This window comes from Butyrivibrio sp. VCD2006, assembly GCF_000423925.1.
Lineage (GTDB): Bacteria > Bacillota > Clostridia > Lachnospirales > Lachnospiraceae > Butyrivibrio.
In genome coordinates this window covers 45,502-62,275 of record NZ_AUIX01000024.1, presented here as the reverse complement: position 1 = coordinate 62,275, position 16,774 = coordinate 45,502, and the positions used below count along the sequence as shown (strand labels likewise).

Here is a 16,774-nt window from a genome sequence, read left to right as displayed (position 1 = left end):
ATATGGGAAAAGACAGGAAAATTAACCTGGTGATTTTGGGACTTCTTTCGCATGAAGATCTCACAGGATATGACATAAAAAAGCGACTGGACGGGGCTATCGGCTTTTTCTGGAAGGGAAGCTTTGGCAATATCTATCCTGCGCTTAGCGATATGGAGAAGCAGGGGCTTGTAATAAAAGGTAAAGCAGATAAGACGACGGGCAGAGAGAAGATAACCTATCATATTACAGATGATGGGATGAGCCTTCTAAAAAGCTGGATAGAGGAGGAGCAGTCCTCCAATGAATTGAAATATGAGACGCTTCTTAAGCTGTATTTTGGAGGCGTGGCGGATAGGAAGATAACCATAAAAAATATTCAGCTTTTCGAGGATCAATGCAGACAAAATCTGGCGATTCTCAGTGTATATAAGGATAACCTTGAAAAAGTTCTGGATGAGGAGGATCACATCTTTTTCTATCTCACGGTTACTTTTGGAATTGATACATATAATGCTTACATCAAGTGGTGCAGTAAGGCTAAAAAAATGCTGAAATGATCCACCAACCCGTCCCTCAGGGTTCATTTTTTTATTTAAAGGATTTAATAAAGTATTTATATATGCATGTTATATTGATTATATAGCTTGTTCTACAAGGCAGGTTGGTTTTAGCGAATTATCAGCCCAGGGGGTACGATTATGTTTATGGTATCATTTGCAGAAATAATCAATATCATAATAATCTCCATCGGAATTGGCATATGCGGAATGAATTTTCTGCAGGTCAGTTTTGGAGCCAGGCTAAAGAAACAGGTGACCGTGTATTTTCAGCTGTTTTTCACAACGCTGTTCCTATATATAGGGAATCATCTGTTAAGATTGCTTCTTGAGGGCAATCCTCTGGAGGCCGCCGGTATTGCGATACGGACCGTGACATTTCTTGAGTTTATTTTTTCGGGAGTTATGGCATGGTTGTTTTCGCTGCTTACTCTTTACGTATCAAAAAGTGAGAACGCAAGGACTCTGAATTTGGTTCTGCTTGTAGTGCTCATTACTCACATTTTGATAATGACCATTTCGCAATTTACAGGTCTGTGCTATACCTTCGATAGCAATAACGTTTATCACAGGTCAGGTGGATATCTTCTGTCAAATCTGTCGATTTTCGTGATGCTTGCAATGGACATTTATCTGCTTATACGCTACAGGAATAACTTTAATCCTAATATCAGGCCGGCTTTTTGGATTTATATCATTGCTCCGATAGTAGCTATGGTCATTCAGACAATTTCGGGAAAAATCCAGTTTATCATTCTGGCTACGGTTGTGGCTGCAGTTTTCATGTCCAGAGTAATCATGCGGGATCTGATAAACAAGTATGAGGATCAGGAAAAAACCTCAGCAAGGATCGGTGCGGAGCTCAACATGGCAACTGCCATTCAGGCGAGCCAGTTGCCGCGTTTGTTCCCGGCATTTCCAAACAGGCCTGAGTTTGATCTGTTTGCATCCATGACTCCGGCCAAAGAAGTAGGCGGAGATTTTTACGACTTTTTCCTGGTTGATGACAATCATATCGGCCTTGTTATGGCGGATGTTTCGGGAAAAGGTGTCCCCGCAGCGCTTTTCATGATGATCTCACGAGTGCTGATAAAATCAAGGCTCCAAAACGGAGAAAGCCCCGGAGAAGCTTTGGAAAATGTGAATAATCAGCTCTGTGAAAACAATGATACCGGACTTTTTGTTACTGTTTGGGTTGCAGTACTTGAGATCAGCACAGGTAAGGGCGTAGCCGCAAACGCAGGACACGAGCATCCTGTGATCAGAAGAGCAGGCGGACAATATGAGCTTATTACCTACAGGCATTCTCCTGCGGTAGCCTGCATGGAGGGTATTCCCTTTAAGGAGCATGAATTTGTGTTAAAGCCGGGCGACAGCTTGTTTGTTTATACAGATGGTGTTGCAGAAGCTACCAATGCAAATGATGAATTGTTTGGTACCGACAGAATGTTAGAGGCACTTAACAGGAACCCTGATGCGCTTCCCGAGCAGGTTCTGGCGGGTGTGATGGATGGAATAAATGAATTTGTGGCAGGTGCAGAGCAGTTTGACGATATTACGATGCTTTGTTTAAGATATAATGGTATTTGATTCAAGATAGGAAGTATTCAATTGTTTTGCTGAGAAGGCAGGTTTATGGGGGATTTTGAGAAAGTCAATCGGTAGGAAATCTAGAGAAAATCGTTGATATGGGGAGCGTTAGAGTATGAAAAAAAGATTATTGTTTTTGCTAGCGGCAAGTGTGCTGATCATTGGATGCGGGAAAACTGCAGAAAATCAGAGCAATGGAGCAAGTTCTGTAGATAGTGCCGTAGAGAGTACAGTAGACAGCACATCAAAAGATGCGGAGGAGAATTCTTCCGATACGAAGGATAAAGAGAACACTTCTGATGCAGAGGCTAAAGAGAATTCTTCTGATGCGAAGGCTAAAGAGAATTCTTCCGATGCGAAGGATAAAGAGAATGCTTCCGATGCCAAGGATAAAGGGACAGAAGAGAATACAAGTGAATTAACTGGCGGATCCGATGGTTTGAAGGGTTCTGATGATGAAGCGAAATCGGCAGAGGGGAATGAGAATTCTTCCGATACTGAGGGTGTACAAGGTCAGGCAGACGCTGCAGAACAGGGTGGCGCCGCAAATCAGGATCAGACAGGAGCGCAGAATCAAGCTGAGAATCAGGCGAACGCGCAGGGTCAGGCTGATAATCAAAACCCAGCAAGCGGTCAGGATCAGGCTGGGGCACAGAATCAAGCTAATGATCAACAGCATGCAGGCGCAGATTCCGCCGCACAGCAGGATGAAAGTGCGCAGTCGGGCGCAGGCTATGGCAGGATTTTTTTCATAGGTGATTCTCGCACAGTTGATATGTTCTCCGGAGATGCTGAGGAAATCTACGATTATGATGCCGGTGGAATCCGTGTATTTGCAAAGGATGGCTGCCACTGCGCATACATGCAGGACATCATCGGCAATTATTCTGATCAGTTTGATACGATTGTCTCATGGCTTGGCTGTAACGATAACAACGATGCAGCTTTGTACTCTCAGGTGTACGAGAGCCTCTTAAATCAGGGCAAGACCGTGGTTATCTGCACGGTAGGTCCCACAGCCGATGAATCCTTAAGTGGTGATTTTGATGTGTTCAATTATCCAAACGAGAAGATGATCGCTTTTAACCAGAGCATAACTTCCTGGGCCGCCTCCCACGGCGTCAAGGTGATCGACACATACTCATATGTCAGCAGCAATATTGAGATCTCAGGTGATGGCATTCACTATAATCCCAAGCCTACAACAGCAATCTGGAGCTACATAGTCGGAGCGCTTCAATGAGGATGAATTGCACTGATTATTTTTACTACCTAAAATTATCATGATTTTAGGTAGTATTATTTTGTTTTATCCCTTTTTACATTTGTGTGTCTGTGAAAACAATCGAAGTTTGTCAGCTGGTTATTTGAAAGAAGAGCAGCGCGTTAAATTCAAAGTATATTGAGTTTTCATATGACATCTGCGGTGCCTTTTGTTTTTTGAACAAAGATGTCTGCTATAATGAGCAAACTGGTAAAATAGGCAGACATAAAATGCCTTATATGTCTGCCGCAAACACTCAAATCGCAGAAATAGGCAGAGAAATAGTTCTAAAAGTGTCTGCTAAAATTAAGCAAACTGCAGAAACAGGCAGATGAATCATCCAAAATGTGTCTGCTATAAACAACCAAACTGCAAAAACAGGCAGAGAAATAGTTCTAAAAGTACCTGCCATAAATAACAAAACTACTGAAACAGGCAGACCCCTTATACATCCCAACAAATTAGAATTTCGGGTAGAATCATTTTTGTAAAAAGGGAGTTTGTTTTTTAAAGTCGTACTTATTTGCGGTAAGCGGTGTTTACTAGTATTCTGATAGTTTTAGGGAACAGTATAAACCGTTCCCTGGACTGACTAATAATGCATCATAAATCGAGTAATCTTATTTCTTCATTTGGATATGTAAGTATACGAGGTTCATCTGCATAAGTTTTTTCAATATATTGTTTGATTCTGGGATAGTTTCTCCCCATCATTTCAACAAAGGGCTTTCTTAGACATTTAGGCAGCTTGGAGGCTTTCATTGCCACCATTCTATCATCATCAATAATAGCTGAAAGGCGTTCAATGTATTGAAACATGGATTCGTTCTTCTCAATAGCCGGAAACCCTAAAATATTATAAGCACGCATCCCATCATTAAAGGTAATAGTATAATGTATACTCCTATTATGGATTGATACTATGCCATATTTTTCAAGAAACGCTTTTTCATAAAAATACTTTTCTTTTTTGGCTTCATCACAGTGAACTTGTTTTACTTTTGCCCTTATTTCTGGAGCACCGATGAGCATAGCTGTTAAAGTGCGGTGATTGCCTTCTTGTATATAATACGCATCATCGTCGACATAATGCACGGCTACAATTGGGTCCCAAAGATTATCAACAGACGCATATGATTTTTTTAGTTCCGCTAAGGGCATTTTTTCTAAGAAGCCTAAGTCATTAGTAAAGCGGGTAGGTTCTCTTTGGCCTGCTTTCATCTGCATGACATTATCAAACACACTCTTTCCTATGGTGGACCTGCTTGTGCCGATAATCTTATCCATAGGCACTAGTAATTCGCAGTTACTTTTAGGAGATTTGTAATGAGGAAAAATCTGATATTCATCTCTGTTAGGTTCCATGATTTTTGCTTTCATTTTCATAATGTGGTCCGCTGGAATACCCTTTTCGAGCAAATATTCCTCTAAATCTCCTGCATAATAATACATATCTTTATCTTCTGAATAACGATACATAATTAATACCTCCCCCAAAATTTATTTTCTCTTAAATTTTATAATATTGAAATCTCCAAAATCAAATTTACATAAAAGGACCAATGATAGTGCAAAATATAACAAAAGTCTCTCAACCATGCGCTTTGAGAGGCTATTATCTATATTTATCTTTTATCATAATTTAGGTGTTTATGGAGTTTATTTGTCTCGTGAACCGATGATCTGCGAAAAAAATAATAGGGAATCTCATTTGAAGAAAGTCATGAAATGACCAAACGCGCATAAATACTAGGTTTTTGTATGAAATTCTTATAATTATTGGATTTGGTTATCATAAAACTAGCCTTTAGGCAATATTGAAATTAATTGTATGCCATTATTTTTGAAAAGATAATCGGAGTTTAACGGAGAAATATTATGTCAAGTGTCCCTCAAAAGCTTTGAATATTCAAATAATAAAGGAGTCATATGGTTTAGTAAGTGTCCAAGATGGTGTTTATCGTTATTTAAGATATTATGAACAGCATGGATGGTAAAATATGTATAGATACTGTCATATGAAAGGTTTTAGTGAGGTAGTGTATGATGAAAAAGGTAATCTATTCGCTTAAACTTATTCTTATCATGATGATGCTTTGGATAACCAAGATGGATGTGTCCGCAGCAGAAGTAATTGGAACGCGTACATCGAAGGACTATACATATACTTTGTATGATGATGGCCTTCTTAAAATGAGCAGAGCTGAAACTCCTAATGAGGAAGGACTTTCACTTGAATATTGGAATGATACGTATACTATTTCACGCATAGAGATTGAACCTGGTGTAGAGTCAATTGGTTCAGGGTTATTTAGCAGATTTAATAATTTGACTGAAGTGGTAATCCCAAACACTGTAGTAAGTATAGGTGATAATGCTTTTTCAAATTGTAGTAGTCTTGTTACTGTTAGTATACCTAATACAGTTACTTCGATAGGTGAGGGAGCTTTTTCATTTTGTGGAAATTTAACCACATTATCGTTACCTACAACGACTCTAAGTATTGGAAAAAGAGCGTTTACACAGTGTGAAAAGCTTGATAATGTTACGATACCTGATGCCAGTTCGTTAGGTGGGGGTGTTTTTGGATATTGCTCAAATTTGTTTAATGTAATTATTTCTGATGCAAAACTTCAAAAAATAGATGCAGATGGAAATTAGAAACAAATGTCCCAGGTCACGTGGTTGGAAATGATGTGTCAGCAGGCTTTGATAAGGATTGGATTGAGATTGTTGACTTAAATCTTCAGGTAGCAGCCCCGGGCACGCAGGTAGCAATGAATAAAGTCATTGATCAGTTCAAGCATGGAGATGTAGATTTCGTTTTCAAGGGCAACTATATGGGCATAGATCCTGATAATCCTTCTGACACCTATGATCTCAGGCAGGGCTACATTGAAAATGAGAACACCTCTTATCCGCTGTTTCATTATCTACTCTCGGATGTAATCACAATAAAAGATTAAAATCCAATAGCTTAATCAAAATTCAGTGAAAAGCAGGCCTAAATCCGTGTAGGAGAAGGCCTGTTTTTATTTTGTGATATTTTTATATTTGGATAATAGACGCTATGGTCCCTAGACGGCGTTATCAGGGCATACAAACGCTTATTCATTATCAGAAAGATGAATAGGTTTTTGAGGGCTTGAAAATAAGAATTGTGATTGGGAGAATGTTTATATGAGTAAGATTGAAACAGAAAGATTATTTTTACGAGAAATGAATATGGATGATTATGATGCATTGAATGCTGTTCTGGGCGATAAGGAGATAATGCAGCATTATCCGTATGATTTTGATGAAGAGAGGGTTAAGGGCTGGATCGAGCGCAATATGCAGCGTTATAAAGACAACGGATTTGGCTTATGGGCAGTGTGTCTTAAGGAAACCGGAGAAATGATCGGAGACTGCGGGCTGACGCTGCAGAATATCGATGGCGAGATGCTTCCTGAGATTGGCTATCATATCAGAAAAGATTGTCAGCGTAAGGGATATGCCAAGGAGGCAGCAAGCGCAGCACTTAAGTGGGCTTTCGAGAACACCGATTATCCGTCTTTTTATTCGTACTGCAAGTATACTAACGAGCCATCCTACAAAACGGCAGAAGCTATTGGAATGCATTTTGAAAAAGAATATCCCGACGAAGCAAATAAGATTACACACGTTTCAGTAATTCACAGAGCAGAAATGAGGTAGGTTGGAATGGTTGTGTCAGATCATAATCCCTGGGAGTTAATAAGTCTTGATGATTATGAAAAGCATATGAGTCTTGAATCAGTTCATTGCCAGATGGAGGAAAAGGCTCTTTCAGAAACCATGACAAGGCTTGGATATGGTAGAATTTTTAAAGATTCTGTGCCATTACCAAATGGTAAGGCTTTGTTAAGGTTAGATTATGGCAGGGAAGAAATTGCGGATAAAAGATATTGGTAAAGGAGTGAAATGCTGGATTATTCGAAGTGGAAAGGAATATGATGGATATCACACAATATTTTATAGAAAAGGGTAAGGGAGAACCACTTATTCTGCTTCATGGAAACGGGGAAAATAGCAACTATTTTCAGGGGCAGATTGATGTGTTTTCAAAGCAGTATCATGTTTATGCGATCGATACCCGAGGACACGGGAAAACACCGAGAGGCGAGAAGCCATTTACCATAAGGCAGTTCGCAGACGATCTGTTATGTTTCATGGATGAACAACAGATTGAGAGGGCGCATTTGCTCGGCTTTTCAGACGGTGGGAATATTGCTATGGTCTTTGCTATTCAGCATCCTGACAAAGTAAATCGGCTGATTCTGAACGGAGCAAATCTGAATCCGTCCGGAGTAAAACGATCCGTACAGCTTCCAATTGAAATAGGGTATAGGTTCGCAAAGCTTTTTGCCAACAAAAGCGATTCTGCAAGATTAAATGCGGAAATGTTGGGTCTTATGGTAAACGATCCAAACGTGGAACCGGCAGAGCTTTCCAAAATAGAAGCGAAAACTCTGGTTATTGCCGGTACAAAAGATCTGATAAAGGAAGATCACACAAGGCTGATTGCTTCGGCTATCCCGAATTCAGAACTTGTTTTTCTTAATGGTGATCATTTTATTGCAAACAAGAATCCTGAGGAATTTAATCGGGCAGTTCTGGATTTTTTATGCAGGTAAGTTCTCAGTTTGCAGGGCTATTCTATAGGAAGTTTATGCTAATTATGTAACTGAGGGGAGGCTTTATGAATAATTTTCCAGTGGAGGAATCGTTTTGGAAATATTAAGCGTTAACGGAAAAGAATATGAAATAGTGCAATTGCTGGGGAAAGGAAAAGGCGGCTATTCCTACTTAGTTACCAGAGACGGTAAAGAGTATGTCTTAAAACAGATACATCACGAGCCATGCTCATATTATCAGTTTGGTAATAAGATTCAGTCTGAGATAGATGATTATAAACGGCTTAGTACTATTGGGATTAAAATGCCATTGATGCTAGATGTGGATCTGGAAAATGAGCGCATTTTAAAAGAGTATATTCATGGAAATACGATATATGACCTTGTTTACGAAGACAAGATGAAAGCAGATTATCTAGAGCAAATTAAAGAAATGTGTAAACTGCTCTATCAAGCAAAGACTAATATTGATTATTTCCCTACAAATTTCGTAGTAGAAGATGGGGAAATATTCTATATAGATTATGAGTGTAATGATTATATGGAAGCGTGGAATTTTGAAAATTGGGGTGTGAAGTATTGGTCGAAAACTCCGGAGTTTTTGAGATACGTGGAAGAGCAGTTGGCCGCCGGAATATTTGATACATAATGATATTAAGGATGAAAACAGTTATGTCTGCATAAATGATAATGGTGATATTATCGGTACATTCTTCTTTATCACGGAGAACATGGTTGGGATTACAGCAAAGGAGTAACTTATGGATCTGAATGATTTTAAATGGACAAGGCAGCCAAAGAGTTTTGAGATTAAAGATGGCACGATATCCGTTACCACACTTCCGCATACAGACCTCTGGCAGAGAACTTATTATCATTTTCAGAATGATAATGCACCTGTATATCAGATGAAGACTGATGAAAAGTACTTCAGTTTCATTGTGAAGACCAGTTTTAAAGAAAGCCATCACAGATTTGATCAGTGCGGAATAGTCATGTATCTGGACAGCGATAACTGGATAAAGGGATCTGTAGAATGTGAAAATGAAAGGTTCCAGCACCTTGGTAGCGTAGTTACAAATAATGGCTATTCAGACTGGGCTACGACAGAAATCCCCGCTGATGTTAAGTCCATGTGGTATCGCTTCAGCAGAAGGGAAGATGATTACTGCATAGAATGCTCAGATGACGGAGAAAAATGGAAACAGATGAGGATCTGCCACATGCCAAAAGGTGATGGTGAGATCCAGTTTGGTATATATGCATGTTCACCGGAAGACTCATCATTTACGGCTGTATTTAGTGATATGCAGGTAACGGAATGTGCCTGGAAGGCGCATGACGGACAGCAGCCGGATTAACGAGGAGGTAGGACTTATGGCTAAAAAAATAGTTGTTGTAAATGCAGGACCACGGGCAGGGTTCAATACTGATACACTTTTAAAAGAAGCAGCAAAGGGATGTGAGGAAGCCGGAGCGGAAGTAGTAAGATATGATCTCTTTAAGCTTGAGCGATACACTGGCTGCACTATTGAGGGCAAACGGAATTCCGTCAGGAATAAGCTATCAGCTGCTGACGCGGGCAGATGAGGATGATAGCGAGGGCTACATTATCCACGCATTAAATACTGTGAAAATATATTAGAAGTCACGACGAATTTTGAGATGAATTAATATCTCTGGATTAAAACAACAAATCGGTATTTTCAGAAAGGGAAAAATGATAATTAGAGACTTTGAACCGAAACATGTAGAGGAAGCATCGGAAATTGCCCTTGGAGTATATAATTATGAGAGAGCATTTACACAGGAGCTTCCGGAAATATCGAGTATTCCGGTACTGGAACAATTATCCGGAAATGGCTTCGGTGTTGCAGCATTTGAAGGCGGAAAAATGGTCGGATTTCTTTGCAGTGTGGAACCATTTGAGAACGCTTTTCGTTCCACTGATGTGAAAGGAGCTTTTTCACCAATGGGTGCGAATGGTGCTGTTATGGAAAATCGCGGCAAGATTTATGCGGCAATGTATGAGGCAGCTGCAAAAAAGTGGGTAAAAGCCGGAGCTATGTCACATGCAATTTGTTTATATGACCATGATGAGGAAGCAAAACAGCAGCTTTTTCGGTATGGATTTGGCTTAAGGTGCGAAGATGCCATTCGTCCGATGGAAACAATCGATTGCAGTGTATGCAGTGGATACGAGTTTTTGGAATTGCAAAAGGAAGATTATGCAGACGTTTATCCTTTGCAGTTGGGACTTAATGAACATTACTGTACCAGCCCCTATTTTATGAACCGAAAACCGGCTACACTGGAAGAATTTCTGGATTCTTCTGAAAGAGATAAGGTACGTTTCTTTGCAGCGAAGATATGCGGAGAATTATGTGCTTATATGGAAGTGTCAGATGAGGGTGAAACCTTCATTGCATCAGGGGACCTTTATCGTCATATCACTGGGGCATATTGCATGCCGGAACACAGGGGCATGGGTGTATACAAAAACCTTTTGAATTATGTCATCAATACCCTGAAAACTGAAGGTTATACCAGACTTGGCGTGGATTTTGAAAGCATCAATCCGTCAGGCAGTGGGTTCTGGCTTAGTTTTTTTCATGCCTATACAAACGGTGTTGTGCGCAGGATAGATGAGCGAATTATTCAGAGAATGTCTCTGATATAGTTTCATAGGATCCGGTGTGGGCATAGGAGAAAAGTCTTCATAAAGTCCAGATATGCTGTCGGACATTAAATCACAAATCCAGAAATGTGATAGAAAAATGTGGACTTACCTACGAGGGTACTTTGAGAGATTACTTTAAGATGAGTGAAGATAAGTTTGAGGGAAGAATGTATTATTCGATTCTTCAAGGTGAGAGGTAGAAGTGATAACTACAGAACGAATTAAAATTTATCCTGCTAACAGACAGCAAATGGAAGATACCATTGCTTCAACGAATGATGCAGAACTAAAAAAGGCATATACCGAAATGCTGGAGGGATGCCTTGAGCATTCTGAGCAATGGGATTGGTATGCCATGTGGATAATTGAAAATGAAGACGGCATTCAGATTGGGGACTTATGCTTCAAGGGATTGGAAGATGGCAAAAATCCGGAAATAGGATATGGAATAAATGATGAATTCCAAGGAAGAGGATATGCTACTGAGGCTACTAAACTTGCACTTAAGTGGGCATTTAGTCATGACGGTGTCATGGCTGTTGAAGCAGAAGCTGATCCGGACAATATCGCTTCTCAGAAAGTCCTTACAAAGTGTGGATTTAAGGCTACCGGAACGATGGGCGAAGAAGGCCCCAGATATATTGTTTTTAAGGGACAAGATTGAATGAAGAGATATTCCAGAAGTATACAAGAAAAAAAGCCCTTTAGATTTCCATAAAGAGATATTCCAGAAGCATATAAGAAAAATCCCTCAAAAGAATTCTCAAATTTCCCCACCCCCACAATCATTTAAATAAGCCTGACTCCCCAAGTATGTTACAATTGTAGAAAATATCTTGTATTCTATCGAATTAGTGTGCAGAAATTAGGCAGGTATGGGGAACATGGAACTGACAAGTCAGAAGATGAGAAAACTTGCACCGGAGCTTGATCCGTTGCGTATAGGCTGTGGATGGAAGAAGGAGGATCTGGGAAAACCTCAGATCATAATAGAAAGCACTGCCGGTGACAGTCATCCGGGAAGTGGGCATCTTCCTATGCTGGTGGAAGAGGTAAGGCGAGGCATATATGATGCCGGGGGCTTTGGCGCAAGATACGCCTGCACGGACATGTGCGACGGTGAGAGCCAGGGAACAGACGGAATAAATTATTCTTTGGCAAGTCGAGAGATGATTGCCAACATGATAGAGATTCACGCTAATGCTACGCCCTTCGATGGCGGAGTCTATGTGGCGAGCTGCGACAAAGGAATGCCGGGGAATCTCATGGGAATGGCGAGAGTGAACATTCCGGGAATCGTTGTGCCGGGCGGGACCATGAGCGCCGGTCCTGAGCTTCTTACGCTGGAGCAGCTTGGAATGTACAGCGCGAAGTATGAGCGCGGAGAGATTACTGAGGAAAAGCTGAACTGGGCCAAGGAAAACGCCTGCCCGACCTGCGGTGCCTGCAGCTTTATAGGGACTGCTTCCACAATGCAGATAATGGCTGAGGCTATGGGACTAAGCCTTCCGGGCAGCGCACTTTTGCCTGCAACAAGTCCTGATCTCAAGGAATACGCTTATAAATCCGGACAGCGTATTGTAGAAATGGCAAAGGAAGGCCTAAAGCCCTCCGATATCGTAACCATGGATTCCTTGGAGAATGCGATCATGGTTCATGCGGCGATTTCGGGAAGTACCAACACGCTCTTGCATCTGCCTGCAATTGCGCATGAATATGGGCTTTCCATCGATGGCGATACCTTTGACAGACTGCATCGTGGTGCACACTATATTCTAAATCTCCGTCCTGCAGGAAAATGGCCGGCTGAGTTCTTCTACTATGCAGGCGGAGTGCCCGCAATCATGGAGGAAATCAGGGATACATTACACCTTGATGTCATGACTGTGACAGGAAAAACTCTCGGAGAAAATCTTGATGAGCTAAAGAAAGGCGGCTTTTACGAGCGCTGCGATAAGTGGCTTACCGGAGCCGCAGAAAAATACAGAATTCAGATTTCAAAAGAAGATGTGATAAGGCCCTTCGATAAGGCAATCGGCACTAACGGAAGCGTTGCGGTTTTAAAGGGAAATCTTGCGCCTGAAGGTGCAGTAATAAAGCATACAGCCTGCCCTCCGGAAATGTTCAGGGCAGTTCTCAGGGCTCGCCCATTTGACAGTGAAGAGGAGTGCCTTGATGCAGTCCTTCATCACAAGGTTCAGAAGAATGATGCGGTTTTCATCAGGTATGAGGGTCCCAAGGGGAGCGGAATGCCTGAAATGTTCTACACTTCAGAAGCTATAAGCTCTGATGCTGAGCTGGGAAAAAGTATTGCGCTCATAACCGATGGGCGTTTTTCCGGTGCATCCACTGGTCCGGTTATTGGACACTGCAGTCCTGAAGCTCAGGCAGGTGGTCCGATTGCACTGGTAGAAGAAGGCGACCTTATAGAGCTTGATGTTTTCGAGCGAAAACTGAATATTGTCGGGATTTGCGGAGAACGAAAGACTCCTGAAGAGATAGAAGAAGAGCTGGCAAAAAGAAGAGCAGCCTGGAAGCCCAAGCCCCGCAAATACAAAAGCGGTGTGCTCAGGCTCTTTAGTGAACTGGCTGCAAGTCCTATGGAAGGAGCATATCTTAAGTACGACGAAGACTAAAAATTCCTAAATTCGAGATTGCATTTTTCAAACCATTACTGATAATATGTCTTGGGGGAACGAATATATTTAAGGGGATATATTGTTGGTATGAAAAAAGAGAATATTGATCAAAGAAAAGTAGCTACTGTCTTTGTTTCCTTAACATTGATACTGACATGGGCTTTTCAATTTATGCCTATGATCCTGAAAATGGATGTTTCGGAAACATCTGTATCATCATTCGATCCGGCTTCCGTCTTTTTTGCAATAGGTGGAATGCTGCCTTCGCTGATCGGCACAATTTTTGTTTTGGTTTTGTATAAAAAGGAGAACGTAGGAGATTTTCTGAAAAGATGCTTTGTTCCTACAAAAAAAGCGGTGCTGGCCATACTTATCAGTCTGGCTTTTATTTGCTTTGAAGCTTTTGTCGTGCAGTCTGTTTCCAAGATGTTCGGCGGAAGTGCTCTGGGCTTCATGGGATTAAAGATGATCATTGATAATCCTCTGATGTTCTTTTATTTTCTGTTTTGGGGTCTGATTTCAGGACCGTTATCCGAGGAAGTAGGTTGGAGAGGATTTCTGTCGGATATGATAATCACTAAGGAAAATATCTTTAGAAATACTCTGATAATCGGCTTTATCTGGGGCATATGGCATCTGCCTCTGTTTTTCTATCCCGCGCAGATTCAGTATGAATGGGCACATACAAATTTCTTGCTCGTAATCTGCTTTGTGCTTAGCTGTATGACAAATGCCCTTGTTTACAGCGCCATCTATGTTATTTCAAACAGAAGAGTATTCTCTATATTTTTCCTGCATATGTTTGAAAACATCATCCTGACCGGAGCGATGATCTATCCCTTCAGTGATGTTTATAAGACACTTGTTAATCCCGTTACAATTGTGCTGGATGTGCTTTTTTACCTGATAGTCACAAGAACAGGCCTGTACAGGAACGCGCTTGAAAAGATCTGATACATTAAACTATTTTGGAGGGAATGATATGAAAAAAATAAGAGGAATTATAAGAACAGTTATCGCGGCAGCGCTGGTTTTATCTATGTGTGTCCCGATAAAGGCGGAGGCTTACATTTATTACAGCGACGAATATAACTCGTATACAAGGGCCTCAGTAATTGAGGATAAATCCAGTGATGGATCAGTGTCCTACACTAACAGGGTAACCGGTAAAACATACAAAGTGTATCCTGACGGAAGAACAGAAGGTGATCCCGACTTCAATATTTGTGGCGCAAAGGTACTAAGCAGATATATGGTCCAGGTTGGAAGTAATCAGGATATCAAAATAGCGATGCCATTTAATCAGAAGCTTGGTGCTTTCAAAATCACAAAGGGCAAGAAGAATCTTTCCGGGAAGATACGTTTTGAAAATATTGTCAGAAATCATAAAGAATCCATCATAAAAGATGAAAATGGCAGATACTATTACAGAGACTATCTCACAGGTGAAAGAATATACGTAAATGATAAGAATGCTGATATACGTACTGACAGAGCTGTTTATAAGATCAGGCTTTATGGCAAAAAGAAAGGAAAATCAAGAATTGAATTTCCTGTAGAGAATTTTAACGGAAATGTAATCGGTAAAAAAACCATAGACATAGATGTTACCAATGATGCCAGAGTTTTCACCAGTGTCACATTTGCCGGAAAAGAGTTGAACCTTGACATCAACAACATGAGTAATTATATCGGCTCAGGTAAAGGGAAAAACGAACAAAAATACGTCAACTTCAAGAAGGGACGATTTAAGGTAAAGCCCAATAAGTATTACCAGGTTCATGCCATTTTTGTGAAAAGGTCAGCCGGATATGAACAGACGGATTTACAGGTAAATGACGTCACGGGCACACAAATGACCCCGGTAAAAAAAGGTGCGGATTTAAACGGAGATGGTGACTGCAACGACATAATATATGGAATTCAGGAATCGGAAGAGGGCTATACCTACGAAAAAGTCAGAAACGGTCAGGTTGTTAAGCTGAGTAATGTGCCTGATTCGTATACGAATGTCTACGGCACCTGTGACAGACACGGAGCCGCAGCCAATTACGAATACCGCGAAACTAGCAGCTCCAATTTAGCTACTACAACTTTTATTATCGTGTACAGAGACAAAAGAGATGGAATGTTCAGGGTTTCCAATTATGTCCTGCATAGAAGAATTTCAAAGAAATAACGTGACTGACTATTAAGTATTGACCTAAAAAGGAGTAACAATTGATGAAAAGAATAACGATAATGACCGTGTGTGCAACGCTGTCTCTTTTAATGCTTCCGCTGCCTGTAAATGCGGCATACGATTTTTATAACTCACCGGCAATAACAAAAGATGCAGATGACCAGGGCAATGTTAAATACACAAACAAGGCTAACGGAAAGACCTATACTGTCTACGCTGACGGAAGAACAGAAGGTGACGACACCTATAGAATCTTGAGTAAAGAAGCTCTGAGGAAGGAAACGGTTGAAATTCAGAAATACAAGGAAATAAGTATTTCTCTTCCCTACGGCCAGGCTTCCATCAGCAATGTTAAGGTAAAAAAAGGTAAGAATGTCATATCCGCAAAGATTTCCGAGGCAATAACTCAAAAGAATAAATATATCCCTTACGGAAGAGAGGCGGACGGAAGAACTTTTTATCGTGAGAGGCTGACCGGTGAGAAAGTGTATGTGGATGCGCAAACCGAGATGTATACCGACTATGCAGATTATAAGATCAGAGTATTTGGAAAAAAGCTTGGCAAGGCTGTTCTTGAATATCAGGTAAATGATTCCGCAGGGAATAAAATCTGCACAAAGACTATAAAGATAAATGTTAAGGATAACGCAAACGCAGTACTTGCAGCGTCTTTCGGAGGAAAATCACTTATACTCGATTACTCTAAAAACGCAAACAATAAGAAGTATATCTACAATAACAAGACAAAAACCGGCGGACAATTCACAAGGAAGAAGTCCGGAAAGTTCAGAGTAAAGCTTGCTAAAGACTTTCAATTAAAGAGCATTTATGTCGCGCGTTACGATCTTGATAAAGTGGAAAAGCCCTTAAATGAAAAGGACTATCAGGGCTGGGATATGTACAGCGCAACAGCACCTCTTGACCTTAATGGTGATGGAGATTGCAATGATGTGATCGATGGCTTCGAGGAAAAAAAGGAGTCCACTGTTCGTTATGAAAGGATAAGAAATGGACAAAAGATCAAGCTGACTAAAACCACCTTGAAAGGCGGGAATGATTACATAAGGAAATATGACAACTCGAAGCATACTCTTACAGAGAGTGGTAACGTATCTGTGACTGAAATTATTGTTATATATCAGGATAAAAGAACCGGTAATTACTACTGGTGGGCAACAGATATAAACCTATTGGTGGAAAATGCCTGAATTCTATAGGTTACAAT

The 16,774-nt window shown here is 40.7% G+C and carries 19 protein-coding genes; 17 read left to right on the top strand and 2 right to left on the bottom strand.

Going from position 1 to position 16,774, the window contains the following annotated elements:
* Positions 1–2 precede the first annotated feature (2 nt).
* The 3 genes from G586_RS0110445 (at position 3) to G586_RS0110435 (ending at position 3,372) form a co-directional block, all read left to right on the top strand.
* Positions 3–539: a PadR family transcriptional regulator gene (locus G586_RS0110445; RefSeq protein ID WP_026527728.1), complete on the top strand. Its 537-nt coding sequence runs from the start codon at positions 3–5 to the stop codon at positions 537–539.
* 141 nt (positions 540–680) lie between these two features.
* Complete coding sequence (locus G586_RS24920; RefSeq protein ID WP_051204715.1) at positions 681–2,129, top strand: PP2C family protein-serine/threonine phosphatase; 1,449 nt, start codon at positions 681–683, stop codon at positions 2,127–2,129.
* A gap of 115 nt (positions 2,130–2,244) precedes the next feature.
* Positions 2,245–3,372 carry an SGNH/GDSL hydrolase family protein gene (locus G586_RS0110435; RefSeq protein ID WP_026527727.1) on the top strand — a complete coding sequence of 376 codons (1,128 nt, stop codon included), beginning with the start codon at positions 2,245–2,247 and terminating at the stop codon, positions 3,370–3,372.
* 277 nt (positions 3,373–3,649) lie between these two features.
* Here the strand turns inward: G586_RS0110435 and G586_RS26790 are convergent, their stop codons facing one another.
* Together G586_RS26790 and G586_RS0110430 are read right to left on the bottom strand one after the other, a co-directional pair.
* Positions 3,650–3,805, bottom strand: coding sequence for a hypothetical protein (locus G586_RS26790; protein WP_207640723.1), 156 nt, complete (start codon positions 3,803–3,805; stop codon positions 3,650–3,652).
* A 191-nt stretch (positions 3,806–3,996) separates the two neighbouring features.
* Positions 3,997–4,872, bottom strand: coding sequence for a ParB N-terminal domain-containing protein (locus G586_RS0110430; RefSeq protein ID WP_026527726.1), 876 nt, complete (start codon positions 4,870–4,872; stop codon positions 3,997–3,999).
* Between the two features lie 564 nt (positions 4,873–5,436).
* Here G586_RS0110430 and G586_RS0110425 point away from each other — a divergent pair.
* The 14 genes from G586_RS0110425 (at position 5,437) to G586_RS0110355 (ending at position 16,757) form a co-directional block, all read left to right on the top strand.
* Entirely contained in the window at positions 5,437–6,054 is a 618-nt protein-coding gene (locus G586_RS0110425; protein WP_026527725.1) for a leucine-rich repeat domain-containing protein, read from the top strand.
* 20 nt (positions 6,055–6,074) lie between these two features.
* The gene (locus tag G586_RS0110420) at positions 6,075–6,359 is read left to right on the top strand and encodes a hypothetical protein (protein ID WP_026527724.1); all 285 of its coding nucleotides are present in this window, start codon (positions 6,075–6,077) and stop codon (positions 6,357–6,359) included.
* A gap of 214 nt (positions 6,360–6,573) precedes the next feature.
* On the top strand, positions 6,574–7,089 hold the full coding sequence (locus G586_RS0110415) for a GNAT family N-acetyltransferase (RefSeq protein ID WP_026527723.1): 516 nt from the start codon (positions 6,574–6,576) through the stop codon (positions 7,087–7,089).
* Positions 7,090–7,095: 6 nt separating this feature from the next.
* On the top strand, positions 7,096–7,326 hold the full coding sequence (locus G586_RS0110410; protein WP_026527722.1) for a hypothetical protein: 231 nt from the start codon (positions 7,096–7,098) through the stop codon (positions 7,324–7,326).
* Positions 7,327–7,367: 41 nt separating this feature from the next.
* Entirely contained in the window at positions 7,368–8,048 is a 681-nt protein-coding gene (locus tag G586_RS0110405) for an alpha/beta fold hydrolase (RefSeq protein ID WP_026527721.1), read from the top strand.
* 94 nt (positions 8,049–8,142) lie between these two features.
* A complete protein-coding gene (locus tag G586_RS0110400) occupies positions 8,143–8,697 on the top strand; it encodes a hypothetical protein (RefSeq protein WP_026527720.1) in 555 nt (184 codons plus the stop codon).
* Between the two features lie 112 nt (positions 8,698–8,809).
* Positions 8,810–9,409 carry a DUF1349 domain-containing protein gene (locus G586_RS0110390; protein WP_026527719.1) on the top strand — a complete coding sequence of 200 codons (600 nt, stop codon included), beginning with the start codon at positions 8,810–8,812 and terminating at the stop codon, positions 9,407–9,409.
* Between the two features lie 16 nt (positions 9,410–9,425).
* On the top strand, positions 9,426–9,638 hold the full coding sequence (locus G586_RS0110385; RefSeq protein WP_026527718.1) for an NAD(P)H-dependent oxidoreductase: 213 nt from the start codon (positions 9,426–9,428) through the stop codon (positions 9,636–9,638).
* A gap of 130 nt (positions 9,639–9,768) precedes the next feature.
* On the top strand, positions 9,769–10,728 hold the full coding sequence (locus tag G586_RS0110380) for a GNAT family N-acetyltransferase (protein ID WP_026527717.1): 960 nt from the start codon (positions 9,769–9,771) through the stop codon (positions 10,726–10,728).
* A gap of 202 nt (positions 10,729–10,930) precedes the next feature.
* Positions 10,931–11,392: a GNAT family N-acetyltransferase gene (locus G586_RS22565; protein WP_026527716.1), complete on the top strand. Its 462-nt coding sequence runs from the start codon at positions 10,931–10,933 to the stop codon at positions 11,390–11,392.
* Positions 11,393–11,612: 220 nt separating this feature from the next.
* A complete protein-coding gene (ilvD, locus tag G586_RS0110370; protein WP_026527715.1) occupies positions 11,613–13,364 on the top strand; it encodes a dihydroxy-acid dehydratase in 1,752 nt (583 codons plus the stop codon).
* Positions 13,365–13,454: 90 nt separating this feature from the next.
* A complete protein-coding gene (locus tag G586_RS0110365; protein WP_026527714.1) occupies positions 13,455–14,321 on the top strand; it encodes a CPBP family intramembrane glutamic endopeptidase in 867 nt (288 codons plus the stop codon).
* 28 nt (positions 14,322–14,349) lie between these two features.
* Positions 14,350–15,546 (top strand): hypothetical protein, encoded by a 1,197-nt coding sequence (locus tag G586_RS0110360; protein WP_026527713.1) that lies wholly within the window; start codon positions 14,350–14,352, stop codon positions 15,544–15,546.
* A gap of 44 nt (positions 15,547–15,590) precedes the next feature.
* Complete coding sequence (locus G586_RS0110355) at positions 15,591–16,757, top strand: hypothetical protein (protein WP_026527712.1); 1,167 nt, start codon at positions 15,591–15,593, stop codon at positions 16,755–16,757.
* The last annotated feature ends 17 nt before the right edge of the window (positions 16,758–16,774 follow it).